This window comes from Tessaracoccus sp. MC1865, assembly GCF_017815535.1.
Classification (GTDB): Bacteria; Actinomycetota; Actinomycetes; order Propionibacteriales; family Propionibacteriaceae; genus Arachnia.
In genome coordinates this window covers 1858670-1883947 of sequence record NZ_CP072596.1, presented here as the reverse complement: position 1 = coordinate 1883947, position 25278 = coordinate 1858670, and the positions used below count along the sequence as shown (strand labels likewise).

The following is a 25278-nucleotide window of genomic DNA, read 5'->3' as shown; positions in this document are numbered from 1 at the left end:
GGTGGGCGTGACCCCGGCGGCGGTGCCGGGGTCACGGGTTCCTGCGTTGTGCCTGGTCAGGCGAGCTTGGCCGCGATCCGGTCGCCGATCTCGGTGGTGGAGAACTTCTCCGCGCCGCGGGCGCCGATGTCTGCGGTGACCGCGTCGTCGATCTTCTGCGCCAGTTCCGGCCTGCCCAGGTGGTCGAGCAGCAGCGCCATCGACGAGATGGCCGCCGTCGGGTCCGCGATGCCCTTGCCGGCGATGTCGGGGGCGGAGCCGTGTACGGGCTCGAACATCGACGGGAATTCGCCGGTGGGGTTGATGTTGGCCGAGGCCGCCAGCCCGATGCCGCCGGTGACCGCCGCGGCGAGATCCGTGACGATGTCGCCGAAGAGGTTGTCGGTGACGATCACGTCGAACTGCGCGGGGTCCACGACCATGGCGATCATCGCCGCGTCGATGTGCAGGTACTTCGTCTCGACGTCCGGGAACTCCCGGCCGACTTCCGTGAAGACGCGGTTCCAGAGGCTGCCGGCGTTGACCAGCACGTTGTGCTTGTGCAGCAGCGTGAGGTGGCCACGACGCGCCTGGGCGCGACGGTAGGCGTCACGCACGACCCGCTCCACGCCGTAGGCGGTGTTGACGGAGACCTCGGTGGCCAGTTCATGTGGGGTGCCGGTGCGGACTGAGCCGCCGTTGCCGCAGTAGAGGCCCTCGGTGCCTTCGCGCACCACGACGAAGTCGACGGTGCGCCCCTCGACGATGTGCGGCGCCAGGGGGGTGGGGACGCCCGGGTAGAGCTTGGAGGGGCGGAGGTTGACGGCGTGGTCGAAGGCGAAGCGCAGCTTCAACAGGAGGCCCCGCTCCAGGAGGCCGCTGGGGATGGCCTTCGAACCGGGGGCCGCACCGACGGCGCCGAGCACGATGGCGTCGACGGACTTCAGTTCTTCGAGGACGGAGTCCGGCAGGACCTCGCCGGTGCGCTGCCAGCGCTCGGCGCCCAGGTCGTAGTCGACGAACTCGAAAGTGTCCGGTCCGGCCGCGGCGGTCAGCGCCTTGAGCGCCTCCCTGGTCACCTCGGGGCCGATACCGTCTCCGCCGATCACGGCGATCTTCGCTGAAGTCATGGCGGAAACCCTACGCGAGGCGTCTCCGGTGGCGGTGCGCGTCTCAGGTGTCCGTCCACTGGCTGAGACGTCCGGGCAGGCGCTGGACAGCGTATTGTTCCCCCAGATCCCCAACCGACTGGAGAGACCATGCCGACCGTGCCGGTGCAGCCCGCCGAGTTCCACGTCTTCGACACCTCCCTGCGCGACGGAGCGCAGCAGGAGGGCATGCACCTGTCCGTCAACGACAAGTTGAAGATCGCGGGTTACCTCGACGAACTGGGGGTGCACTTCATCGAGGGCGGTTGGCCGGGGGCCAACCCCAACGACACGGAGTTCTTCCAGCGCGCCGCCAGGGAACTCGACCTGCAGCGCTCCCGGCTGGTCGCCTTTGGTGCCACCCGCAAGGCCGGCGCCACCGCCTCTGAGGACGCGCTGACGAAGGCCCTCGTCGACGCCGGCACTGATGACATCTGCATCGTGGCCAAGTCTCATGACGAGCACGTCTTCCGTGCGCTGCGCACCACGCTCGAGGAGAACCTCGAGATGGTCCGCGACACCGTCGAGTACCTCTGCAGCCAGGGCAAGCGCGTCTTCGTCGACTGCGAGCACTTCTTCGACGGTTACCGCGCCAATCCCGAGTACGCGCTGCAGGTGGTACGCACCGCCCACGAGGCCGGCGCCGACGTCGTGGTCCTGTGCGACACCAACGGCGGCATGCTGCCCAGCTGGATGGCGGAGGTGGTCCAGGCGGCCGCGTCGACCGGCGCGAGGCTGGGCATCCACTGCCACAACGACACGGCCTGTGCCGTCGCCAACACCATGGCGGCCGTCGAGGCGGGCGTGATGCACGTGCAGGGCACGTTCAACGGTTACGGGGAGCGCACCGGCAACGCAGATCTGTCCGCCCTCATCCCCAACCTCCAGCTCAAGTACGGCTGGGACGTGCTGCCGGCTGAAAACCTGGCGGAGCTCACCAGGGTCGCGCACGCCATCGCGCTGGTGGCGCATCAGCCTCTGGTGGGTCGCCAGCCCTACGTCGGTCAGTCGTCGTTCGCGCACAAGGCTGGTCTCCACGCCTCGGCCATCAAGGTGGACGAGAACCTCTATCAGCACATCGACCCCAGCCTGGTGGGCAACGACATGCGCATGCTGGTCTCGGACATGGCTGGCCGCGCCAACATCCAGATCAAGGGTGAGCAGCTCGGCTTCGACCTGAACGACCGCGAACTGGCCGCGCGGGTCACGGAGCGCGTCAAGAAGCGCGAGGCCGAGGGCTACTCCTATGAGTCGGCCGACGCCAGCTTCGAGATGCTGCTGCGCGACGAACTCGGCATCCTCGAACTGCCGTTCCAGGTGCAGAGCTGGCGCGTCTTCACCGAGGAGCGCGCCGGCGAGGACCTCTCCGAGGCCACCGTGAAGCTCACGACCAACGGCGGCCGTTTCATGGTCGTCGGCGAGGGCAACGGGCCCGTCAACGCCCTGGACCACGCGTTGCGCTCGGCGCTGCAGCCGACGTTCCCGCAGGTGGCCCAGTTCGAGCTCACGGACTACCGCGTCCGCATCCTCGACGAGGGTCACGGCACCGACGCCATCGTCCGCACGCTGATCGACACCGCGTACAACGGCTACGCCTGGACGACGGTGGGCGTGGGCACCAACGTCATCGAGGCCTCGTGGGAGGCGCTGCGCGACGCGCTGGCCTACGGACTCATGACCTACGCGCAGTAGCGCCGAGCCGGGGTCCACTACTCTGTGCCTCATGCGCATCGCACGTTTCGCCACCGCCGGACAGGATCCCGCCTACGGGGTCATCGAACTCGCTGTCGACGGGGGTGACTACCCCGACACCATCGCCACGCTGACCGGAGATCCGCTGGCCGGCGTCCCCGTCAACTACACGGGGGAGCGGCACGAGCTCGACGACGTGCGGCTGCTGTCGCCGGTCATCCCGCGCTCCAAGGTGGTCGGCGTCGGGAAGAACTACGCGGACCACGCCAAGGAGATGGGCGGGGAGGTACCGCCGGCGCCGCTGCTGTTCCTGAAGCCGAACACCTCGGTGATCGGACCCAACGAGTCGATCATCCGGCCCGCCGGGGTGGAGTCGCTGCATTTCGAGGGCGAGCTCGCCGTCGTGATCGGCCGGATCTGCAAGCAGGTGCCCGTCGAGCGGGTGCCCGAGGTGATCTTCGGCTACACCATCGCCAATGACGTCACCGCGCGTGACTGGCAGGCATCGGACGGCCAGTGGGCCCGCGCCAAGGGCGCGGACACGTTCCTCCCGCTGGGGCCGTGGATGAACACGCATCTCACCCTCGACGAGGCAGGCCACCTGCCCATCGAGACCCGGCTCGGCGAGGAGGTACGCCAGAGCGGCAACACCTCCCAGATGGTGCGCGGCATCGCTGAGCTGGTGAGCTACATCTCGCAGTCCATCACCCTGCTCCCGGGCGACCTCATCCTCACCGGCACCCCCGCCGGAGTGGGCGAGATGCAGCCCGGCGACGAGGTGCACGTCAGCATCGACGGCCTCGGCACGCTCAGCAACCCCGTCGTCGACGCGTGACCCAGCCTCCTACGCCGCTCGCGCTGTTGCATCCAGGGGAGGCGGTGGATCCGCCGCCGGACATGCCGTACCCGAGGGTGCTGCCGAAGGTCCCGTTCCTGGGCATGACGGTGACCCTCGGCGTTCTGCTGGGCTTCTCGGCCTATGCGCTGCTGATCCCGCTGGCGAACCAGGCCTTCCTGGGCCTCGGGTTCCTGGTGCGCGGGGGCAGCGACTGGTCGGCCTACCTGGCGGACGCGGCCAGCTACCGGCTCCCCGACGGCCCCGTGTCGGGGCAGTTGGCGCTCGCGCTGCTCATCCCCATCTCGCTACTGCTGATGCGCTATGTGCACGGCGTGAAACCCCGCTGGCTCGCCTCCGTCCAACCGGGGATGCGGTGGCGCTATCTGCTGATGACGCTGGTGGTGGCCGCCGTGCTCCTCAACGCCGTCGTGTGGGCGCAGTGGGCGCTCGGGCAGTTGCCCCCGTTCACGGAGGGGCAGCCGGGGTGGCAGGGCTTCCTGGTGCTGATCGTCCTCTCCTCGCCGTTGCAGGCCGCTGCGGAGGAGTTCTTCTTCCGGGGCTACCTGCTGCAGGCCATCGGCTCGGCGACGGGTCGCGCCTGGGTGGGCGTCCTCGGCTCAGCGCTGCTGTTCGCGCTCATGCACGGGCTGCAGAACCCGGCGCTGTTCGCGCACCGCCTGGTGTTCGGCCTGGTGGCCGGTTCGCTCGTGCTGGTGACCGGGGGCCTCGAGGCCGCCATCGGGGCGCACATCGTGAACAACATCCTGAGCTATGTCTACGCGCTCTTCAGCATCGGGCTCGAGGAACTGCGGGCAACCACGGGTATCACGTGGGCGGAGGCCGGCTGGAACATCCTGGCGTTCGTCCTCTTCGGGCTCGCGGCCTGGTCGCTGGCCCGGCGCCTCAATCTCGCGACCACCACGCCCTGAACCGGCGCGCGCGCTGAATTTGTGGAGCCGGCTGAGGGTGGTGTAGTGTTTCTTCTCGTGCTCGGGTAGCCGAGTAACTAGGGGTATGGGGTAATTGGCAGCCCGACGGTTTCTGGTTCCGTTAGTCTAGGTTCGAGTCCTGGTACCCCTGCGGATGGCGATTAGCCATCCAGCAGGAGAGAGTGTTAAGCTCTCCCACGCGTTAGGGGCCCCGTTGTGTAGCGGCCTAGCACGTCGCCCTCTCAAGGCGGTAGCGCGGGTTCGAATCCCGTCGGGGCTACCAAGCGAGCAGCCTGGTCAACATCTGTTGACCAGGCTGCTTTTTTGTGTGCCCAGGGCTGCGCGACGGGCGGTCAGCTGAGGATGCGGACGGACGCCGGGTAGTCGTAGGGACGGCCGTCGGACGCGCGAACCGCTCCGTGGATGTGGCACCAGAGGGTCATGATGCCGGCGATCGCCCAGAGCACGATCGACACCGGGATCAGGACGACCGTGAACAGGCAGACCCAGGCGATGGCGTTCATCAGCCAGGCCCAGATGTTGAAGTTGAACGAACCGGCGGCCGCACGGCGGACGTAGCCGCTGCGGTCCTTGTAGAGGAACCAGACGATCAGGGGACCGGCGAAGCTCAGCCAGCCGGCGCTGAGCACCATGGCGATGATCGCGGAGAGGTGGGCGAGGACCGCCATGGAGCGTTCGTCGCTCCGCGCGGCCGGGGCGTCGGAATAGTGGTAGGTCATGTTTCGAGGGTAGGGGGGCAGCGGCGGCGAGGGTATCCGGATCAGCCCGGACCCGACCCCTGCCGGTGCCCGGGTCCCGGCCTCCCGAGCCACCCCCGGGGAGCTATGTTGATGCCCATGTACGTCTTCCAGGTAGTCGTGACCATCCATCCAGAAGCCGAGGAGGAGTTCGCCGCCGTGACGGTGGCCAACAGCGCCGCCTCACTCCAGGAACCGGGCTGCCTCCGGTTCGACGTTCTCCAGCACGACGACGACCCCACGAGGTTCACACTCGCCGAGGCCTACGTCGATGAGGGTGCGCTGGACGCCCACAAGCAGACCGACCACTACAGGGCGTGGGCCGAGGTGACCAACCGGGTACAGACCGAACCGCGCGTCAAGCAGGTCTTCAGGGCGTTGGCCGGCCTTTAGGCGACAAAAAACATCCCCCGGCGGTGTGCCGAGGGATGTTTCTGGTTGTCTCATTCGGGGGCGCCGCTCCTACGGAGAACCTCGCTCAGGCGCTCGGCCGCCGCCAGCACCGCAGGCGCGTGGAGACGACCGGGGGAGCGGGTCAGCCGCTCGATGGGCCCAGAGACCGACACTGCCGCGATGAGTTTGCCGGACGGTGCCAGCACCGGGGCAGAGACGGACGCGACGCCGGCCTCGCGCTCCGCCACGGACTGGGACCAGCCACGACGGCGCACGGTCTGCAGCGTGGCCATGGTGAACGACGCCGCGTCGAGCAGCTTGTCCAGCTTGTCCGGCTCCTCCCAGGCCAGCAGCACCTGGGCCGCAGAGCCGGCGGACATCGACACTTGCGCGCCGACGGGGACGGTGTCGCGCAGACCGGTGGGGCGTTCCACTGAGGCCACGCACACGCGGACGTCGCCCTGGCGGCGGAACAACTGGACGGATTCGCCCGTGATGTCGCGGAGGCGCTGCAGGATGGGACCGGCCGTGGCCAGGAGGGGGTCTTCGCCGGCGGACTCGGCGAGCTCGATCAGGCGGGGGCCCAGCACGAAGCGGCCCTGGAGGTCGCGCCCCACGAACCGGTGGTGCTCCAATGCCACCGCGAGGCGGTGGGCGGTGGGTCGGGCCAGTCCGGTGGCCGTGACCAGGCCCGCGAGGGTGAGGGGGTTGCGCTCGAGAGCGGCCAGCACGAGGCTCGCTTTGTCGAGTACTCCAACGCCAGATGTGTCGTCCATATGGTGAGATTATCAATCCACATGCTGGACAAGCAAACGGGGAAGTTGCGCCAATTCCTGCATACTTACGGGGAGTTCACACACGAACGATCCAATGTTTGCGAAGCGAGGAGCCATGGGTAAGACCCTGAGCGAAAAGGTATGGGACGCACACGTCGTCCGCGCCGCCGAGGGAGAGCCGGACCTGCTCTACATTGACCTCCATCTCGTCCACGAGGTGACCAGCCCCCAGGCCTTCGAGGGCCTGCGCCTCGCCGGCCGTCCCGTCCGTCGCCCGGACCTCACGCTCGCGACAGAGGACCACAACACCCCCACCCTGAACATCCTTGCGCCGATCGCTGATCCGGTCTCGCGCAAGCAGGTCGACACCCTGCGCGAGAACGCGGCGGCCTTCGGGATCCGCATCCACTCGCTGGGCGACAAGGACCAGGGCGTCGTGCACATCATCGGCCCCCAGTTGGGTGTCACCCAGCCGGGCATGACGATCGTCTGCGGCGACTCCCACACCTCCACGCACGGCGCCTTCGGCGCCCTCGCGTTCGGTATCGGCACCTCCGAGGTCGAACACGTGCTCGCCACGCAGACGCTGAACCAGGCCAAGCCCAAGACCATGGCCGTCAACATCAACGGCGAACTGCCTGACGGCGTCACCGCCAAGGACGTCGTCCTGGCGCTGATCGCCAAGGTCGGCACCGGCGGCGGCCAGGGCCACATCGTCGAGTACCGCGGCTCCACCATCGAGAACCTCTCGATGGAAGGCCGGATGACGATCTGCAACATGTCCATCGAGTGGGGCGCCAAGGCCGGCATGATGGCGCCGGACGAGACCACGTTCGCCTACCTGAAGGGTCGCCCGCACGCGCCCGAGGGCGAGGAGTGGGACGCCGCCGTCGAGTACTGGAAGACCCTCCGCACCGACGACGACGCCACGTTCGACGTCGAGGTGGACATCGACGCCACGCAGCTGACCCCGTTCGTCACCTGGGGCACCAACCCGGGGCATGGCGTCCCGCTGGGCGGCGTCGTGCCGGCCCCCGAAGACTTCGAGTCCGAGGTCGAGCAGGCCACCGCCAAGCGTGCCCTCGAATACATGGACCTGGTGCCCGGGACACCCATGCGCGACATCACCGTCGACACCGTCTTCCTGGGCTCCTGCACGAACGGCCGCATCGAGGACCTGCGCCTCGCCGCCTCCGTGCTGCAGGGTCAGCACATCGCCGACGGCGTCCGCATGCTGGTCGTGCCGGGCTCGGCGCGCGTCCGCATCCAGGCCGAGACCGAGGGCCTGCACCAGGTCTTCCTCGACTTCGGCGCCGAGTGGCGCGCCGCCGGCTGCTCGATGTGCCTCGGCATGAACCCGGACCAGCTGGCCCCGGGGGAGCGCGCCGCGTCCACCTCGAACCGCAACTTCGAAGGACGCCAGGGCAAGGGTGGGCGCACCCACCTGGTGTCGCCGGCCGTCGCTGCCGCCACCGCCATCGTCGGCCACCTGGCCGCCCCTGCAGACCTGATTGGAGCCTGACCAATGGAACCCTTCAAGAGCCACACCGGCATCGCCGTTCCGCTGCAGCGCTCGAACGTCGACACCGACCAGATCATCCCTGCGGTGTACCTCAAGCGCATCACCCGCACCGGTTTCGAGGACGGCCTGTTCTCCGCATGGCGCAACGATCCGGAGTTCGTCCTGAACAAGGAGCCGTTCACCTCCGGCACCATCCTGATCCCCGGCCCCGACTTCGGCACCGGCTCCTCGCGTGAACATGCTGTGTGGGCCCTGCAGAACTACGGCTTCCGCGTGGTCATCGGTACCCGCTTCGGCGACATCTTCCGCTCGAACTCCGGCAAGGCAGGCCTGCTCGTGGCGCTCGTCTCCGACGCGGACCGCGACCTGCTGTGGGCCGCCATCGAGGCGGACCCCAACGTCGAGACGACGGTGGACCTCGAGTCGCAGACGATCGTGCGCGGTGACCTCACCGTGAGGTTCGACATCGACGAGTACACGAAGCACCGGCTGCTCAACGGCCTCGACGACATCTCGTTGACCCTGCAGGACGCGGACACCATCTCGGCCTACGAGGCGACCCGTCCGTCGTTCAAGCCGAAGACCCTCCCGGTGCGCACCGCCGGCTGAGTTCGCACCACTCATCGCACGAAGGGGACCTGCCCAGGGGCAGGTCCCCTTCTGCTGTCCCCGGGATCGGTGAGCCCGGTGGGGTTGTTCGCCGCCGCAGGTGCCCGCGGTACACAGTCCTTCCGTGGGAATATCTCGCCGATGCGCAGCGTTACACAGCACATGACCACGATGCCAGCCATGACACGCAGCGCCACCGCGTTGCCGGTGGGCTCAGTGCGAGCTATCGTGCTTCTCGCGCTATTCTCTGTCGTGATGGACAAGGAACTGCTCGATGCGTCAACTGACGCCGAACTCGACGCCGCGGCAGCCGCGGCGTTCGAGGAGGAAGCGCTGAGCCATCTCGACCGCCTCTACGCCGCGGCGCTGCGCATGACGCGCAACCCGGCAGACGCCGAGGATGTCGTCCAGGACGCCTACGCGCGGGCCTTCGCCTCGCGGCACACGTTCCAGCCCGGTACCAACCTCAAGGCCTGGCTGTACCGCATCCTCACCAACACCTACATCAACGCCTACCGCAAGGCGCAGCGCTCCCCGCAGACCAGCGGCGACGAGGACGTCACGGACTGGCAGCTGGCCCGCGCCGCCTCACACGACTCCACCGGCCTGCGCAGCGCAGAGATGGAAGCGCTCGATCAGACGCCGGATGCAGCCGTCGCCAACGCGATTGCGGCACTCCCGGAGAACTTCCGCATGGCCGTTCTCCTCGCAGATGTCGAAGGGTTCTCCTACAAGGAGATCGCAGAGATCATGGACACCCCGCTGGGCACCGTGATGAGCAGACTGAACCGCGGCCGCGCCCAGCTGCGCGAGCTGCTCGCCGACTACGCCCTCGAGCGGGGCATCGGCCGGAAGGCGGGGGGCCGGTGATGAGTGAAAGCGACATGTTCTCCCATGCGCACGACGAGATGGACGAATGCGTCCAGGCCCTCGCCAGGGTGCACGCGTTCCTGCACAACGAGCTCCTCGACGCCGACGCGGACATGATCCGTCACCACCTCCACGCCTGTGAACGATGTATGGAGAACTTCGAAATCGAATCCACCATCACCGAGATGATCCAGCGCAGCCTGCCGCAGAAGACGGCACCGTCGACGTTGACGGCCCGCATCCAGACCATGCGCATCTCCCGGACCGGCTGACGACCAGCCGAAAAGTCAGACAAACAACAAGCCCCCGCACCAGGCGGGGGCTTTGTGGTTTCTCCGGTCAGGCGTTGGGACGCTTACCGTGGTTGGCGCCGTTCTTACGACGAGCCTTACGCTTACGGCCACGCTTACCCATGTTGGGCCTCCTTAGGTCTGTTTATGTCTATTCAGGTGACGCCCCATTGTGCCAGAAGGACCCGGCTGCACGGAAAAGGGTGTCCGTGGCAGAGTGGAGCCTGTGACCCGTGACGTAGACCTGATGAGCGACGACGAGTGGCTGGACGCGTTCGTGTCCGGCTGGCAGATGCTGGCAGACCTGAGTTTCTCTGACCTGGTCCTCTGGAAGCCCCTCACCGAAGAAGGCGACATCTTCGCCTGTACCGCCCAGGTGAGGCCGGTGACGGGCCCCACAGCCCTCGAGGAGGACATCGTGGGCGAGCTCATCGAGTACGAGCCGGACCACCAGGTCACTGTCGCCTTCATGACGCACGAAATCGCGGAAACCACGGACAACGCGATCTCCGCGGGCATCCCCGTCGACGTCTGGGCCATCCCGGTGCTGAGGCACGACCGCCCGGTCGCGGTGATCGAGCGCCACACCAACCAGATGGGCATGCGAGCCACCGGTGCCCTCGAAGAGAACTACCTCGAAGCCGCAGAGATCCTCACCCAGATGCTGATGCGCGGCGAGTTCCCTCTGGTGCCCCCGTCGGACAAGGCGCTCATGCCGCGAGTCGCCGACGGCGTGCTGAGGGTGCAGCCGGACGGTGTCATCTCGTACGCCAGCCCCAACGCCATCACCGGCTACCGCAGGCTGGGCGCCATCGGCGACATCGAGGGGGAGCGGTTCCGGGAACTCACCCGCCACCTCCGGCAGGGCGTCGAGTCCATGGGGCAGACGGTCAGCGCGGACATCGACGGCAGGCTCACCCTGGAGTTCGACGTCGAGGCCCGGGGCGCGTCCATGCGCTTCGTGGTGCTGCCGCTGTGGCTGGAGTTCACCACCGCCGGCATGCTCGTGCTGTGCCGCGACACCACAGACCTGCGGCGCCGCGACCGGATGCTCGTCACCAAGGACGCCACGATCCGGGAGATCCACCACCGGGTGAAGAACAACCTGCAGACGGTGGCCGCGCTGCTGCGCATGCAGTCGCGGCGGTTGAAGTCGGAGGAGGGAAGGGAAGCCCTGCGCGACGCCATGCGCCGCGTGTCGTCGATCGCCATGGTTCACGAGACCCTCAGCTACTCGCTGGTGGAGGAGGTGGCCTTCGACGGCGTCTGCGACAAGATCCTCGAGATGGTGGGCGACCTCGCCGCCTCAGCCGGCACGGTACGGGCCACGCGGCACGGCACGTTCGGAGTGATCCCGGCGGAGATGGCCACGTCGCTCTCGATGGTCATCACCGAGCTCTGTCAGAACGCCGTCGAGCACGGCCTGGACAGCGCCTCAGGGCTCGTGGAGGTGCTGCCCCACCGCGACGGTGGCACGCTGACGATCGACATCCTCGACGGCGGCAACGGTCTTCCCGACGGATTCCGGATGGGATCCCAGAAGTCGTTGGGGCTGTCGATCATCTCGACGCTGATCCACGACCTCGACGGCACCTTCACGCTGAGGAACAGGGAGGACGGCGAGGGCGCCGTGGCCCACATCGTGCTGCCCGTTCCGTGAGGTGCTGAACGGGCGGCGTGTCAGAGGCTCAGGACGCGCAGAGCCCGCCCCCGAGAGAAGTCGCGAGGGGGGTCGGGTCAGTTGTTGCGGAGGCGGGAGCGGGCGGCGCGGCGCTTGATCGCGCGACGCTCGTCTTCGCTCAGACCGCCCCAGACGCCGTGGTCCTGACCGGCTTCGAGTGCCCACGAGAGGCACTGGTCCTTGACGACACAACGGGCGCAGATCTTCTTGGCCTCTTCGATTTGAGCCAAGGCCGGCCCCGTGTTACCGACGGGAAAGAACAACTCCGGATCCTCAGTGAGGCAGGCAGCCCGGTGGCGCCAATCCATAGTTGTACTCCTTCTGTCGGGGGGAAAATCCGCTGCGGAATTCTCCGCAAGCTCATGCAGATTACCCCTGCGGGCAACGATAAGCAATAGCAGTGGCTGCGTGTTGTATACCGCGCCGATCGGCTGCAAACTTGCTGAGAATTGCTGGCTGCGGCACGCTGATCGGGTGACTGCTGTGCTGCGACGCCCCCTGCTGGCGATCCCTGTGATCCTGACCGCCCTGACCGGTCTGGCCATCCTGGGCGTCGCCGTCGGCACGCTGGTGGCCAACAGCAGGATGTTCGGCATCGGGGTGGCGGCGATGCTCTCGGTCTACGGCATCGCCCTGATCGCCTTCGCCTGGCTGGTCGTGCGCGGCCAGCGGTGGGCCCTGGGCCTGATCGTCGCGTCGTCCCTGCTGCACGCCATGGTCGTCTACAGCCTGTTGGGCACCGATGACCGCGCGCAGTTCATCGGTGCCCTCGCCGTGGCCCCCTTCATCCTCGCGACGGTCGTCACCTCTGTGGTGGCGGTGGGCCGCGGCGAGCTGGAGAAGCTCTAGACGAGCCGCCCTGCTCCGGCGGCCGGCGTGGCGGTGAACCACTCCGGGGCACCGAAGCCCGCGTCGGCGAAAGCGGTGGCGATGGCCTGGCCGATCGTGTCCGCCTCGCCCGCCTTCGTGAGCGCGATGATGCAGCCGCCGAAACCGCCTCCAGTCATGCGCGCACCCAGGGCGCCGGCCCGCTTGGCCGTGTCCACGGCGAGGTCGACGGTGGGCACCGTGATCTCGTAGTCGTCGCGCATCGAGGCGTGCGACGCATCCAGCAGCGGTGCCAACTCCGCGAGATCTGCGGATCGCGCCAGCTCGAAAGCCTTCAGGACTCGCTCATTCTCCGTGACCACGTGCCGCACCCGCTTCACCATGGTGGGGTCCTCGAGCTTCTCGACGGCCTCGTCCAGGTCAGTGACGTCGCGCAGCGCAGGGATGCCCAGGATGGCGGCCGCCTGCTCGCAGGAGGCCCGGCGGGTGCCGTATTCGCCGTCGACGTGGCTGTGCGGGGTCTTCGTGTCGAGCACCAGCATCTCGTAGCCCTGCTCGGCCATCGGCAGGGGAACCTGCTCTGTCTCCAGCGTGCGGCAGTCCATGAACAGGCCGTGCGCGGCCTCGCACAGGGTGCTGGCGGCCTGGTCCAGCAGGCCCGTGGGCGCTCCCACATAGGCGTTCTCGGCCACGCGGGCGAGCTTGGCGCGGTCGATGGGCTCGATGTCGAGCCCGTACAGGTCTGTGAGTACCGCGACGGTGGCGCACTCGATGGCGGCGGAGCTCGACAGGCCCGCACCGAGGGGCACGTCCGAGCTCATCACCAGGTTGGCCCCGCCCACGGCGTGGCCGGCCTCGCGCAGCGCCCAGACGACACCGGCGAGGTAGGAGGACCAGCCCTCGGTGCCGGGGGCCAGGTCCTCGATCCCCAGGCGCACCTCGTCGTCGAGTTCGAGCGAGACCATCACGAGCTCGTCGTCGTCGCGGCGACCGCCCGCGATGACCGCCTTCTTGTCGAGGGCGAACGGCAGGACGAACCCATCGTTGTAGTCGGTGTGCTCACCGATGAGATTCACCCGACCCGGAGCGAACCACAGGCCCTCGGGCGCACTGCCCACCACAGCACGGTAACGGTCTCTCAGCGCATCGAGATCCAGCATCAGTCCTCCTCGTCGTCGAGACGCGCGAGCCACGAGGCCAGACGCTCCACGGGGGTTTCGAATTCGGGGTTGAGGTCGACGAAGGTGCGCAGTTGTTCGGCGAGCCACTCGAAGGAGACCTCCTCGTGGCCGCGCCGATCAACCAGCTCTTCCAGCCCGCGGTCAGTGAAATACATGACCGAGAGTTTAGGGCCTCAGCCCAGGGCGGCGCGCAGCAGGTCCTCCTCCTGCTGCTTATGCACCGCCATCGAGCCCACCGACGGCGCCGAGGACCACGGACGGGTCACCGGGGTCATCTTCAGGTCGAATTCGGGGAACAGTTCCTTGACGGCTCCGGGCAGGTGCACCGACATGAATGCCCACGCTCCCTGGTTCTCCGGCTCGTCCTGCACGAAGCGGATGTCGCTGACGTGCGAGTAGCGGCGCAGGATGGCCACGAGTTCTTCGGCCGGGAGCGGGTAGAGGCGCTCCAGAGCGATGATCGCGATCTTTCCGTCGTGACCGTTCTTCTGGCGGCGGGCCACCAGGTCCCAACGGACCTTGCCGGAGCACAGGACGATGCGCTCCACCTTCGACGGGTCCTCGATGGTGGGATCGTCGAGGGCGGGGTGCCAACGACCCGAGGTGAACTCCTCCGGCGTCGACGTCGCCAGCTTGTTGCGCAGCATCGACTTCGGGGTGGCGATCACGACCGGGCGGTGCCAGTTGACGTAGGCGTGCTGGCGCAGCAGGTGGAAGTGGTTCGCGGGAGTCGACGGCTGGCACACCGCGAGCGCGCCTTCGGCGCAGAGTTGCAGCCAGCGTTCGATGCGGGCCGACGAGTGGTCCGGCCCCTGGCCCTCGTAGCCGTGGGGGAGCAGCAGGCACACGCCCGACTTCTGGCCCCACTTGGCGTTGCCCGAGGCGACGAACTCGTCCGAGATGATCTGAGCGCCGTTGACGAAGTCGCCGAACTGCGCCTCCCACAGCACCAACGCGTCGGGACGGGCCACCGAGTAGCCGTACTCGAATCCGAGGGCGGCGTATTCGCTCAGCAGCGAATCCCACACCTCGAAGGTGGCCTGGTCCTCGGTGAGGTGCTTCAGCGGCACCCACGCCTCGTTGGTGACCCGGTCCACGATGGCGGCGAAGCGCTGCGAGAACGTGCCCCGCCTCGAATCCTGGCCGGCCATGCGCACCGGGCGACCCTCGATGAGCAGCGAACCGATGGCGATCATCTCAGCGGTGGCCCAGTCGATGGGGCCGTTCATGATCGCCTCGGCGCGGCGCTCAAGCTGCGGCTGGACCTTGGGATGCACGGCGAACCCCTCCGGGAACTGCGTGTGCACATTGGCGATCCGCTGGAGCATCTCCGTGGTGATCTCCGTGAGCCGCTCTTCCGGCTTGGTGGGGTAGTACGGCACCTTGCGGTACTCGTCCGGCGCGCCCTTGGAGTCGCGCACCTCGCGGAACACGTTCTCGAGGCGGGCTCGGAAGCGGTTCATGACGTCCTCGGCGTCGGCCATGGAGATGTCACCACGGCCGATCAGCGACTCGGTGTAGAGCCGGCGCGTGGAGCGCTTCTGCTCGATGAGGTCGTACATGTTCGGCTGCGTGAAGCTCGGGTCGTCGCCCTCGTTGTGGCCACGACGCCGGTAGCAGACCATGTCGATGACGACGTCCTTGTGGAACGTCTGCCGGTACTCGAACGCGATGCGGGCCGCGCGGATGCAGGAATCCGGGTCATCGCCGTTGACGTGCAGCACGGGGGCGGAGATGGACTTCGCCACGTCGGTGGAGTACGTCGAGGAACGCGACTCGGTGGGGGCCGTGGTGAAGCCCACCTGGTTGTTGACCACGACGTGGATCGTGCCACCGGTCTTGTAGCCGCGCAGCTGCGACATCTGCAGCGTCTCGAAGACCACGCCCTGGCCGGCGAACGACGCGTCGCCGTGCATGGTGAGGGGGAGCACCGGGTAGTCGCTCTGGCGCAGCATGTCCTGCTTGGCGCGGGCGATGCCCTGGAGCACCGGGTTCACCGCCTCAAGGTGCGACGGGTTGGCGGCCACGGACGTCTTGACGGTGGCACCGTTCGAGGCGACGAAGGTACCCTCCGCGCCCAGGTGGTACTTCACGTCACCCGTGCCCGACCTGTCGACCTGGCCGTCGAACTCGCGGAAGATCTGGCCGTAGCTCTTGCCGACGATGTTGGCCAGCACGTTGAGCCGGCCACGGTGCGGCATGCCGATGCAGACCTCGTCGACGGAGTCGTTGGCCGCCTGCTGCGCGATCTCGTCGAGCAGCACGATGACGGACTCGCCTCCCTCGAGGGAGAAGCGCTTCTGCCCGACGAACTTCGTCTGGAGGAACGTCTCGAAGATCTCCGCCTCGTTGAGCTTGTCCAGCGCGTGCATGTGCTCGTCGTGCGTCAGCGCCTGGTGCGGCTTCTCCATGCGCTGCTGGAACCAGCGGCGCTGCCGCGGATCCGGGATGTGCATGTACTCGATGCCCACGGTACGGCAGTACGAATCCTGCAACGTGGAGATGATGTCGCGCAGCGTCAGGTAGGTGCGCTCGGAGCCACCGAAGGTGCCCACCGCGAACTGACGGTCCAGGTCCCAGATGGAGAGCCCGTGCGTCTCAAGGCGCAGGTCCTCATGGGAACGCTGGCGGTACTCCAAGGGGTCCGTGTCGGCGACCAGGTGGCCGAACGCGCGGTAGGAGTTGATCAGCTCCAGTACCCGGGCGGTCTTGGAGACCTGGTTGTCGCGGTGCGCGGAGATGTCGCCGGCCCAGCGGAGCGGCTCGTAGGGGATGCGCAGCGCTTCGAAGATCTCGTCGTAGAAGCCGTTCTCGCCGAGCAGCAGCCCGTGCATCGTCTTCAGGAACTCGCCGGAGGTGGCGCCCTGGATCACGCGGTGGTCATAGGTGGAGGTCAGGGTGGTGACCTTGGATACGGCGAGGTCTGTCATCTTGGACTCGCTCATGCCCTGGAACTCGGCCGGGTAGTCGATGTTGCCGACGCCCAGGATCATGCCCTGACCGGTCATCAGTCGGGGCACCGAGTGGTTGGTGCCGATGCCGCCCGGGTTGGTGAGCGACGCCGTCGTGCCGGCGAAGTCCGACACCTGCAGGTCACCGGCGCGGGTCTTGCGCACCACCTGCTCGTAGGCCGACCAGAACTGGAAGAAGTTGAAGTTCTCGCAGCCCTTGATGTTGGGCACCAGGAGCTGGCGGGTGTCGCCCTTCTGGATGTCGATGGCGATGCCGAGGTTGATCGAGGGGTTCTCGATCAGGTTGGGCTTGCCGTCCACCATGTCGTAGGCGTTGTTCATCTCCGGCATGGCCTTGAGAGCCTGCACCATGGCGTAGCCGATGAGGTGGGTGAACGAGACCTTGCCGCCCTTTGACTGGCGCAGGAAGTTGTTGATCAGCACGCGCTGGTCGATGACCAGCTTCATCGGCACCGAGCGCACGGACGTGGCCGTGGGCACGGTGAGGGAGGTGTCCATGTTCTTGGCCGTGCGCATGGGGGCACCGCGCAGAACCGTGTACTTGGGCTGGGCACCCGAGGGCTCGGGACGCACGTTCGGGTTGGGTGTGTTGGCGCTGAGGCCGGCACCGGTGCCGGGGTTGTGCGGCGCGTTGCGGCCCGTGGTCACCTTTTCGACGGTGGGCTTGCTCTCCGTCTTGGCCGTAGCAGGCTTGGGGGCGGGCGCGTCAGACAGGCCGGAGGCCGCTTCGCGCTGCTTCGCCTCAGGCGACTTCGGGCGCTCCGACTTGGCTTCCGGCTTCGTCTCGGCCTTCGGGGCGGGCTTCGTCTCGGCCCGGGGCGTGGCCTGCGGTTTCTCGGGGGCACGACTCGTCGGCGGAGCGGCGGACTCCACCGCTGCGGGCTGCGGAGGTGCACCCTCGGCAGCGAAGAACTCACGCCAGGTGGCGTCCACTGACTGCGGGTCTGCGTCATACGCCTCCCGCTTTTCGTCGATCAGCCAGGAGTTGGCACCGAAAAGGTCATTCGAGTCAGGTGCTGACATGTTCCGTGGCAGAAGCCACTTTCCCCTCTATTTGGACGGAGGCCGCAGACGTCTGCGGCTGCTTCACTGAGCTTACCCAATAATGGGCAGCCGTCCCGACCACTCTCAGGACGTGGAGCGACGGGTCGCCTTCAGAGTCAGCACGACGGAGTAGGCCGTCAGTGCCACGAGCGCGAGGTTGCGCAGGATGAGCACGGAGGTCTCCGGGCCGGCGCCCTGGGGGATCGCCATGATCCCGTACGCGCCCCACGGATAGGTGAACTGGGTGAGGCCGCCGACGATCACCAGCGCCACCGCGATCACCGTGGTGTGGCGCCGCAACCACTCGCTGCGCTGCACCACCAGGAGTGCGGCGACGGGGCCGCCGAGCCACACGATGTACTGCGGCGACAGCGTCTTGTTGGCGATCACCGTGGCCAGCACGATCGCCAGCACAGCCAGCAGCATGGCCTCGTGGAGACGGTGGTCCTGTTCGCGGAAGAGCTGGATGAGGCGGTAGCTCAGCCAGATGGTCAGCAGCACCGACGCGGCGGTCAGCACCGTCGACACCGTCAGCAGCTGGTTGATGCCCGGGCCGGTGACGATCTCGAGCGCGTTGTACTGCGACAACTCGATGAGCCAGCTCTCGTTGTGGGTGAACGTGCGCAGGAACATCAGGGGGGTGGCGGGCACGGATTCGATCTGTAGGCCGCGGTCGCTCTGCCACGTCAGCGGGGAGGCCGAACGGGTCCAGCCGCTCGTGATGAGCGACGCGGCAGCCAGGCCGAAACCCACCACGATGAAGCCGATGAGCCGCGAACGTGCGCCCCCTCTGCGCAGCGGGTTGGGCGCCAACAGGGGCCCGATCAGCAGCGCCGGCCACAGCTTCACGGCCGCGCCCAGCCCGATGGCGCCGCCGGCGATCTTCGGGAACCTCAGCGCGTACACGCAGGCGACGGCGACCAGGGCCGCAGGAATGAGGTCGAAGCGGTACCAGAGCACCGCCCCCTGCGCGCCGGTGAACAGGATCCAGAAGAGCGTCCCCGCAGCATTGCCGCGTCGGTACATGAGGATCGCCACCAGGGCGTCGAGCGCGAGGAAGCAGCCGACGTACACCGGGGTCCAGGTTTCCCAGCCGCCGCCCAGGGCGTAGATGATCTGCAGGAGCCACACGGCGGGGACGGGGTACTCGAGCATGATGCCCGTCTCGCCCATGTCCAGCTTGTTGAGGTAGAAGGCGTAGTAGCTCACGTCGTTGGCGATGAACGCCACCTGCTCGAGCTTGAGCGATAGCAGGATGAGGAACCGGGTGGCGGCGAACAGTGCCACCAACAGCACAGGTACGAGGATGTCTCGGAAAGTCAGGCCACGAGGCGCGCGCCCGGCTCCGGTCATCTTCTGGCCTCCCCTGTGAACGGCTTGCGCCCCCGCGAGGATTCGAACCTCGGCTCCCGCCTCCGGAGGGCGGTGCTCTATCCCCTGAGCTACGGGGGCCAGTTACCCGAAGGCGACCGGTGAAAGGTTAGCACCTCGAAACGGTCGTCAACACCACCACCGCCTGCCGTTATGGTTGCGGCGTGCGTAGGTTGCTCGTTTTGGTGGTCAGTGCGGCGCTGCTCGTGGGGTGCGTCTCGCGCCCGGAGCCCGCTCCTGCGGTGCTGCGCGACACCGCTCCGCCCTGGGATGCTCCTCGTGACGCCGTCTCCTACATCCGTGCGGCCGGACTGCGCGAACTGGCCCTCGGCGACGACGCGGACCCGTGGATCCTGGACCTGGCGATCACGGTCGACGGCGCACCCGTCGAGATTCCGGCCTACATCGGGATCGACAGGCCGCGAGCCATCCAGGCGCCGGTGCACACCCACGATGCCGGCGGTGAAGTGTGGCTGGAGGGAGGGGCGAACAGGGAATCCACTCTGGGCCACTTCTTTGCGCTGTGGGGTGTGAGGTTCGGCGCCGGCTGCCTCGGTGCCGCCTGCGGCTCGCTCGAGGTCAGGGTCGACGGCGAGGTCGTGGACGGCGAGCCTGCCCAGGTGTTCCTGCGTGATGCCAGGGAGATCCAGGTCGTGGCCACCAGCTGAGCGAAATACCGATTGCCAACCGCGCTCTGGCAGGCTTGACCCCATGACGCACATGCACATCGCCGGCTCGATCCACGCGGACGCCGTGCAGGGCGGGCCCCAGTGGCTCACCGTGCCGGACGACCTCAACGAGCTCGACCTCAAGCTCTGGCCACGCGGCACCCACCGCGACGACCAGGGCCGCATCGTCGTGGCAGGTGTGGCGCTGCCCGACGCCGTCGCTGAGCACGGGACGCCCGTCTACCTGATCGATGAGGACGACTTCCGCTCGAGGGCCCATGACTTCATCACGGCCTTCCCCGGCTGGTCGGTCTACTACGCGGGCAAGGCGCTGCTGACGCGGCGCGTCGCACGGTGGGCGGCCGAGGAGGGGCTCAACCTCGACGTCACCACCATGGGCGAGATGCGCATCGCGCTGGCCGGCGGGATGCCGGCCGAGCGGCTCGGTCTGCACGGCAACAACAAGTCCGACGACGAGATCGCGTTCGCCCTCGAGCAGGGCGTGGGGCGGATCATCGTCGACTCCTTCGACGAGATCAACCGCCTGGAGCGGGCGTGCGCCGACGGCGGTCACACCGCCAATGTCCTGATCCGCGTCACCACCGGCGTCGAGGCGCACACCCACGAGTACATCGCCACCGCGCACGAGGACCAGAAGTTCGGCCTCAGCATCATGGGTGGCGCGGCGCTGACCGCGTTGGTGCGCTGCCATTCCTCGAGGTTCCTCGAGCTGCGCGGCATCCACAGCCATATCGGCTCTCAGATCTTCGATACCCACGGCTTCGAGGTGGCGATCCGCCGCACGCTGAAGCTGGCCTCGCAGTTCCGTCAGGCCACCGGTGTCGAACTGCCGGAGCTGGACCTCGGCGGCGGCTTCGGTATCGCCTACACCGCGGCCGACACGCCGTCGACGACCACGGAACTCGCGTCCTCGTTCGAGGAGATGATCGACCACGAATGCCGCGCGTTCGGCATCAACCGCCCGCACCTGAGCATCGAGCCCGGCCGCGCCATCTGTGGCCCGTCCGGTGTGGCCGTCTATGAGGTCGGCACCGTCAAGCAGGTCGAACTCGAGGGAGGCCGCTCGCGGATGTACGTCAGTGTCGACGGCGGCATGAGCGACAACATCCGCCCGGCCCTGTACGCCGCCGAGTATTCCGGCGCACTCGCCAACCGTACCTCCGATGCGCAGCCGGTCCTGTGCCGCGTCGTGGGCAAGCACTGCGAGGGTGGCGACATCCTCATCCGCGACGTCTTCCTCCCCGCGGACGTGCGCATCGGGGACCTCATCGCCGTCCCGGGATCCGGCGCCTACGCACGCAGCATGGCCAATAACTACAATCAGATCCCGAAGCCCCCTGTCGTCAGCGCGAAGGACGGTGTCACCGACGTGATGCTGCGCCGCGAAACGCTGGATGACCTCATGAGATTGGACGTGGGTAAGTGAGCAAGCCGCTGAAGGTTGTGCTGTTGGGGGCCGGCGTCGTCGGTAGCCAGGTGGCACGCATCATCCTCAACGAGGGCGACACCCTCGAGGCCCGCATCGGCCGTCGCCTCGAACTCGTGGGCATCGGCGTCCGGCGCATGGACGTCGAGCGGCCCGGCATCGACCCGGCGCTGCTGACCACAGACCTCGAGTCCCTCGTCGCCCGCGACGACCTCGACATCGTCATCGAACTCATCGGCGGCCTCGAGCCCGCCCGTGAACTGGTGCGCACGGCCCTCCAGAAGGGCGCCTCGGTGATCTCCGCCAACAAGGCCCTCCTGGCGGAGGATCTGGGTGAACTGTCCCGCATCGCGGAGGAGAAGGGCGTCGACCTCTACTACGAGGCTGCTGTCGCGGGCGCCATCCCGATCATCCGGCCATTGCGCGAGTCGTTGGTGGGCGACGACATCACCGAGGTGATGGGCATCGTCAACGGCACCACCAACTTCATCCTCGACAAGATGGTCACAGACGGCGTCAGCTTCGACTCGGCGCTCGCTGAAGCCCAGCAACTGGGCTACGCCGAGGCTGATCCCACCGCCGACGTGGGCGGCCACGACGCGGCGGCGAAGGCCGCCATCCTCGCCGGGCTGGCGTTCCACACCGAGGTCAAGGGCCAGGAGGTCTTCACCGAGGGCATCACAGGCGTGACCGAGGCCGACATCGCCGCGGCCGAGTCCATGGACTGCACCGTCAAGCTCCTCGCGGTGGCCAAGCTGACCGACGACGACCGCATCATCGTCAAGGTGCACCCGGCCATGGTGGCCAACAAACACCCGTTGGCGGCGGTGCGCGGCGCCTACAACGCCATCTTCGTGAACTCGCGTGAGGCCGGCGAACTGATGTTCCTCGGCGCCGGCGCGGGCGGTGCCCCGACGGCCAGCGCAGTGATGGGCGACGTCGTCACCGTGGGCCGCAACCGCCACCGCGGCACCGCCGCCCACATCGGCTCGGGCTACACCCGCCGCCAGGTGGCGCCCGTCGGAGAGTCCTGGACGCAGTTCTACGTCAGCTTCGAGGTGGAGGACCGCCCGGGCGTGCTCGCCAGGTGTGCCGCGGTGTTCGGCGACCATAACGTGTCGCTGCGCGTGGTGCAGCAGTCCTATCTCGAGGACGAGGCGCACGTGGAGGGCTTCCCCGCACGCCTCGGCGTCATGACGCACATCACGCAGGAGTCGTCGCTGGCGGCCGTCGTCAAGCAACTGTGCGAATCTGATTTCGTGGGCTCCCAGGTGCGCGTCATGCGCGTCGTAGGCTTCTGAGGTGGCCCGACGCCTGACTGTGCGGGTGCCGGCCACGACGGCGAACCTGGGTTCCGGGTTCGACTGCGTCGGCATGGCCTTCGACTGGTACGACGAACTGACGCTGGACTTGTGGGAGGAGCCCGGCCTCGAGGTTGCGGTGACGGGGGAGGGCGCCCACCAGGTGCCGACGGACGAGAGCCATCTCGTGGTGCGGTCCATCCACAGTGGCCTGGCCGCCTGGGGCGCTGAGGCGCCCGGGTTCCGCCTCACGGCGCACAACACCATTCCGCACTCGCGGGGACTCGGCTCCTCGGCGGCTGCCATCGTGGCCGGCCTGACGCTGGCGTGGGGCATCGCCCGCCCCGGCGAACCCATCGACCGTTCCGCCATCACGCGGCTGGCCCACGAAGCCGAGGGCCATCCCGACAACGCCGGTGCCGCGGTCTGGGGAGGCGCGATCCTTGCGTGGGCCCGCGATGAGAGGGTTTCGCTGGTGCAGTTGCCGCTGCCGGAGGATTTCCGCGCGGTGGCGTTCGTGCCGGATTTCGAGTCGAAGACCGACGACGCGCGCGCCGTGCTGCCGGACACCGTGACGCGTGCCGACGCCGTCGCGCAGGCCATCGCCGCGGCCGCCCTGCCGCTGGCTCTCACGAAACGACCCGATCTCCTCTTCGACGCGACGTCGGACCGGCTGCACCAGCAGTACCGCGCGCCGATGATGCCCTCGAGCCACGACCTGATGCTGCGCCTTCGTGAGGCAGGGGCGCCGGCCGCGATCTCCGGTGCCGGGCCCACGGTGATCGCCGTCGGCCTCGACGAGCAACTGGCGGGTGTCGACGCCGTCGATGTCACGGGTTTCACCGTGCGCCACCTTCGTCCCGCCGGGGGCGTGGAACTGTTTTAGCCCGAAACTTTGGTATCTGGGCCGGGTCATTGCTAACCTGATGAGTGGCCCACCGAAGAAGGCGCTGTTCGCGGCGAGTCTGCCGCAGTTCTTCAGCTGCTGAGTGGGTCCCATCATTCTGACGCCGACGGCGCCTCCTGAATCCATTTTCGGCGCGTCGGCTCTTGGGAAGGAATCTCGTTGAGCGAATCCGCTGACCTGTCCAGCATGAAACTGGTCGACCTGAAGCAGGTGGCCACAGGGCTGGGCATCAAGGGCATCTCCGCCATGCGGAAGGCCGATCTGGTCTCCGCCATCCAGAACCAGGGGGGCGGCAGGCCGGCGCGCCAGCGCAGCGCCGAGCGCCCCGCGCAGGCGGAGCTCCTCACCGAGGCGCAGCCGAAGAACGGATCCTCCGCCCCGGAGCAGCCGCGCGATGGCGAGTCGTCCCGCGACCAGCAGCCCCGCGAACAGCGTGACCAGCAGCCCCGCGAACAGCGTGACCAGCAGCCCCGCGAACAGCGCCAGCAGCGCGATCAGCAGTCGCGTGGCGACCAGCAGCGTGGCGACCAGCAGCAGGGCGACGGCACCCGCACCCGGCGTCGCCGCGGCCGTGACCGCGAGCGTCAGCCCAACCCGGAGACCATCGAAGTGGTGGGCGAACTCCTGGAGGCCGCCATGGGCGGCGCGCAGCCGGCAGCCGGCGGCCAGCAGCAGCCGCAGCAGCAGCCGCAGCAACAGCAGCGCGAGCAGCAGCCGGCGCAGTCCCGCTCCGTGAACGTCGAGCCGGCCAGCTACGACGACGACCAGGGTGGTTCCCGCCGTGGCCGCCGCCGCCGCAGCCGCGACCGTGACCGCAACCAGCGCCGCCCAACCCGTGGCGGCCAGGGCATGGACCGCATGGACGCCGAGGTCACCGTCGCAGACGACGACGAGCTGGCCAACATCTCCGGCATCGTCGACATCAACGACAACTACGCCTTCGTCCGGACGACGGGCTACCTGCCCGGCCCGGCGGACGCCTACCTGTCCATGGCCACCGTCCGCCGCTACGGCCTGCGTCGCGGCGACGTGATCAGCGGCGCCGTGCGCGTCGCCCGCGAGGGGGAGCGCAAGGACAAGTTCCAGCCGCTCGTGCGCATCGACTCCGTGAACGGCGACGACCCGGAGAAGGCCAAGGGCCGTCCCGAGTTCCAGAAGCTCACCCCGCTGTACCCGCAGGAGCGCCTGCGCCTCGAGACGGTGCAGAACAACCTCACCGGCCGCATCATCGACCTGGTCTCGCCCATCGGAAAGGGGCAGCGCGGCCTCATCGTGTCGCCGCCGAAGGCCGGCAAGACGATGATCATGCAGTCCATCGCCAACGCGATCGCCGCGAACAACCCTGAGGTGCACCTCATGGTCGTCCTGGTCGACGAGCGTCCCGAAGAGGTCACCGACTTCCAGCGCACGGTGTCCGGCGAGGTCATCGCCTCGACGTTCGACCGCCCCGCCGAGGACCACACCATGATCTCGGAGCTGGCCATCGAGCGCGCCAAGCGTCTCGTGGAGTTGGGCCACGACGTCGTCGTGCTGCTGGACGGCATCACCCGCCTGGGTCGTGCCTACAACCTGGCCGCCCCCGCGTCGGGCCGCATCCTGTCCGGTGGCGTGGACTCGGCGGCGCTGTACCCGCCGAAGAAGTTCTTCGGCGCCGCCCGCAACATCGAGAACGGTGGCTCGCTGACCATCCTGGCCACCGCTCTCATCGAGACCGGTTCCAAGATGGACGAGGTCATCTTCGAGGAGTTCAAGGGCACGGGCAACATGGAACTGCGCCTGCGTCGCGAGCTCGCGGACAAGCGCATCTTCCCGGCCATCGACGTCGACGCCTCGGGTACCCGTCGCGAAGATCTCCTCCTCAACCGCGACGAACTGCAGATCATCTGGAAGCTGCGTCGTGCGCTCTCCGGTCTGGACAACCAGGCCGCGCTGGAGACGCTGAAGTCGCGGATGACGAAGACCCCCAGCAACCACGACTTCCTGCTCAGCGTGCTCAAGACCACCCCGGCCCAGGACGGTTAGGCCGCAACGCTCACGCGTGGCATAATACGTAGATGTGCCGGTTCACGCCGCC

Annotated in this window: 24 protein-coding genes and 3 tRNA genes; 17 read left to right on the top strand and 10 right to left on the bottom strand. The window is 67.8% G+C overall.

Translation table 11 applies throughout. The features are described from left to right. Positions 1-56 precede the first annotated feature (56 nt). The gene (locus J7D54_RS08765; RefSeq protein ID WP_182763545.1) at positions 57-1109 is read right to left on the bottom strand and encodes a 3-isopropylmalate dehydrogenase; all 1053 of its coding nucleotides are present in this window, start codon (positions 1107-1109) and stop codon (positions 57-59) included. Between the two features lie 129 nt (positions 1110-1238). On the opposite strand from J7D54_RS08765, the gene cimA reads away from it, so the two are divergent. The 5 genes from cimA to J7D54_RS08740 all read left to right on the top strand — a co-directional run bounded on the left by cimA (position 1239) and on the right by J7D54_RS08740 (position 4869). Continuing rightward, positions 1239-2819, top strand: coding sequence for a citramalate synthase (gene cimA / locus J7D54_RS08760; protein WP_182763544.1), 1581 nt, complete (start codon positions 1239-1241; stop codon positions 2817-2819). 31 nt (positions 2820-2850) lie between these two features. Next, positions 2851-3654 carry a fumarylacetoacetate hydrolase family protein gene (locus J7D54_RS08755; RefSeq protein WP_182763543.1) on the top strand — a complete coding sequence of 268 codons (804 nt, stop codon included), beginning with the start codon at positions 2851-2853 and terminating at the stop codon, positions 3652-3654. Beyond that, positions 3651-4586 carry a CPBP family intramembrane glutamic endopeptidase gene (locus J7D54_RS08750; protein ID WP_182763542.1) on the top strand — a complete coding sequence of 312 codons (936 nt, stop codon included), beginning with the start codon at positions 3651-3653 and terminating at the stop codon, positions 4584-4586. Before J7D54_RS08755 ends, J7D54_RS08750 begins: the two co-directional genes overlap by 4 nt. Before the next feature lie 79 nt (positions 4587-4665). Further along, a tRNA-Gln gene (locus J7D54_RS08745) sits at positions 4666-4737 on the top strand. Positions 4738-4793: 56 nt separating this feature from the next. After that, positions 4794-4869: transfer RNA gene (locus J7D54_RS08740), tRNA-Glu, on the top strand. Positions 4870-4939: 70 nt separating this feature from the next. Here J7D54_RS08740 and J7D54_RS08735 read toward each other — a convergent pair. After that, the gene (locus tag J7D54_RS08735; RefSeq protein ID WP_182763541.1) at positions 4940-5326 is read right to left on the bottom strand and encodes a DUF4870 domain-containing protein; all 387 of its coding nucleotides are present in this window, start codon (positions 5324-5326) and stop codon (positions 4940-4942) included. A 117-nt stretch (positions 5327-5443) separates the two neighbouring features. Between J7D54_RS08735 and J7D54_RS08730 the strand changes: the two genes are divergently transcribed. Then, on the top strand, positions 5444-5737 hold the full coding sequence (locus tag J7D54_RS08730) for an antibiotic biosynthesis monooxygenase (protein ID WP_076058464.1): 294 nt from the start codon (positions 5444-5446) through the stop codon (positions 5735-5737). 50 nt (positions 5738-5787) lie between these two features. On the opposite strand, the gene J7D54_RS08725 is transcribed toward J7D54_RS08730, so the two are convergent. Further along, complete coding sequence (locus tag J7D54_RS08725; RefSeq protein ID WP_182763540.1) at positions 5788-6513, bottom strand: IclR family transcriptional regulator; 726 nt, start codon at positions 6511-6513, stop codon at positions 5788-5790. 115 nt (positions 6514-6628) lie between these two features. Here J7D54_RS08725 and leuC point away from each other — a divergent pair, with 115 nt between their 5' ends. From leuC to J7D54_RS08705, 4 genes are all read left to right on the top strand, one after another. Continuing rightward, complete coding sequence (gene leuC / locus J7D54_RS08720) at positions 6629-8035, top strand: 3-isopropylmalate dehydratase large subunit (RefSeq protein WP_182763539.1); 1407 nt, start codon at positions 6629-6631, stop codon at positions 8033-8035. A 3-nt stretch (positions 8036-8038) separates the two neighbouring features. Then, a complete protein-coding gene (leuD, locus tag J7D54_RS08715; protein WP_182763538.1) occupies positions 8039-8644 on the top strand; it encodes a 3-isopropylmalate dehydratase small subunit in 606 nt (201 codons plus the stop codon). 255 nt (positions 8645-8899) lie between these two features. Continuing rightward, positions 8900-9514: a sigma-70 family RNA polymerase sigma factor gene (locus J7D54_RS08710; RefSeq protein ID WP_182763686.1), complete on the top strand. Its 615-nt coding sequence runs from the start codon at positions 8900-8902 to the stop codon at positions 9512-9514. After that, positions 9514-9786, top strand: a complete 273-nt coding sequence (locus J7D54_RS08705; RefSeq protein ID WP_076058476.1) for a zf-HC2 domain-containing protein — start codon at positions 9514-9516, stop codon at positions 9784-9786. Before J7D54_RS08710 ends, J7D54_RS08705 begins: the two co-directional genes overlap by 1 nt. A gap of 67 nt (positions 9787-9853) precedes the next feature. Here the strand turns inward: J7D54_RS08705 and J7D54_RS14455 are convergent, their stop codons facing one another. Beyond that, the gene (locus J7D54_RS14455; RefSeq protein WP_369819251.1) at positions 9854-9928 is read right to left on the bottom strand and encodes a 50S ribosomal protein bL37; all 75 of its coding nucleotides are present in this window, start codon (positions 9926-9928) and stop codon (positions 9854-9856) included. A gap of 123 nt (positions 9929-10051) precedes the next feature. Between J7D54_RS14455 and J7D54_RS08700 the strand changes: the two genes are divergently transcribed. After that, complete coding sequence (locus J7D54_RS08700) at positions 10052-11464, top strand: sensor histidine kinase (RefSeq protein WP_182763685.1); 1413 nt, start codon at positions 10052-10054, stop codon at positions 11462-11464. Positions 11465-11541: 77 nt separating this feature from the next. Here J7D54_RS08700 and J7D54_RS08695 read toward each other — a convergent pair whose 3' ends face one another. Continuing rightward, on the bottom strand, positions 11542-11793 hold the full coding sequence (locus tag J7D54_RS08695; RefSeq protein WP_076058478.1) for a WhiB family transcriptional regulator: 252 nt from the start codon (positions 11791-11793) through the stop codon (positions 11542-11544). A gap of 166 nt (positions 11794-11959) precedes the next feature. Here J7D54_RS08695 and J7D54_RS08690 point away from each other — a divergent pair, with 166 nt between their 5' ends. Next, positions 11960-12334, top strand: coding sequence for a hypothetical protein (locus tag J7D54_RS08690; protein WP_182763537.1), 375 nt, complete (start codon positions 11960-11962; stop codon positions 12332-12334). Here J7D54_RS08690 and galK read toward each other — a convergent pair. The 5 genes from galK to J7D54_RS08665 all read right to left on the bottom strand — a co-directional run bounded on the left by galK (position 12331) and on the right by J7D54_RS08665 (position 18962). Then, positions 12331-13473 carry a galactokinase gene (gene galK / locus J7D54_RS08685; protein ID WP_182763536.1) on the bottom strand — a complete coding sequence of 381 codons (1143 nt, stop codon included), beginning with the start codon at positions 13471-13473 and terminating at the stop codon, positions 12331-12333. The two genes, J7D54_RS08690 and galK, sit on opposite strands and share 4 nt — an antisense overlap. After that, positions 13473-13649 carry a DUF6104 family protein gene (locus J7D54_RS08680; RefSeq protein ID WP_182763535.1) on the bottom strand — a complete coding sequence of 59 codons (177 nt, stop codon included), beginning with the start codon at positions 13647-13649 and terminating at the stop codon, positions 13473-13475. The genes galK and J7D54_RS08680 overlap by 1 nt, the downstream gene beginning before the upstream one ends. 18 nt (positions 13650-13667) lie before the next feature. Beyond that, positions 13668-17489: a multifunctional oxoglutarate decarboxylase/oxoglutarate dehydrogenase thiamine pyrophosphate-binding subunit/dihydrolipoyllysine-residue succinyltransferase subunit gene (locus tag J7D54_RS08675; RefSeq protein ID WP_182763534.1), complete on the bottom strand. Its 3822-nt coding sequence runs from the start codon at positions 17487-17489 to the stop codon at positions 13668-13670. A gap of 105 nt (positions 17490-17594) precedes the next feature. After that, a complete protein-coding gene (locus J7D54_RS08670; protein ID WP_182763533.1) occupies positions 17595-18806 on the bottom strand; it encodes a glycosyltransferase 87 family protein in 1212 nt (403 codons plus the stop codon). Between the two features lie 84 nt (positions 18807-18890). Next, positions 18891-18962: transfer RNA gene (locus J7D54_RS08665), tRNA-Arg, on the bottom strand. Between the two features lie 83 nt (positions 18963-19045). Between J7D54_RS08665 and J7D54_RS08660 the strand changes: the two genes are divergently transcribed. The 5 genes from J7D54_RS08660 to rho all read left to right on the top strand — a co-directional run bounded on the left by J7D54_RS08660 (position 19046) and on the right by rho (position 25226). Further along, entirely contained in the window at positions 19046-19549 is a 504-nt protein-coding gene (locus J7D54_RS08660; RefSeq protein WP_182763532.1) for a hypothetical protein, read from the top strand. A gap of 43 nt (positions 19550-19592) precedes the next feature. Continuing rightward, the gene (gene lysA, locus J7D54_RS08655; protein ID WP_182763531.1) at positions 19593-20996 is read left to right on the top strand and encodes a diaminopimelate decarboxylase; all 1404 of its coding nucleotides are present in this window, start codon (positions 19593-19595) and stop codon (positions 20994-20996) included. Next, on the top strand, positions 20993-22297 hold the full coding sequence (locus tag J7D54_RS08650; RefSeq protein WP_182763530.1) for a homoserine dehydrogenase: 1305 nt from the start codon (positions 20993-20995) through the stop codon (positions 22295-22297). The genes lysA and J7D54_RS08650 overlap by 4 nt, the downstream gene beginning before the upstream one ends. A gap of 1 nt (position 22298) precedes the next feature. Continuing rightward, complete coding sequence (thrB, locus tag J7D54_RS08645; RefSeq protein ID WP_182763529.1) at positions 22299-23183, top strand: homoserine kinase; 885 nt, start codon at positions 22299-22301, stop codon at positions 23181-23183. A gap of 180 nt (positions 23184-23363) precedes the next feature. Further along, positions 23364-25226 (top strand): transcription termination factor Rho, encoded by a 1863-nt coding sequence (rho, locus tag J7D54_RS08640; protein ID WP_182763528.1) that lies wholly within the window; start codon positions 23364-23366, stop codon positions 25224-25226. The last annotated feature ends 52 nt before the right edge of the window (positions 25227-25278 follow it).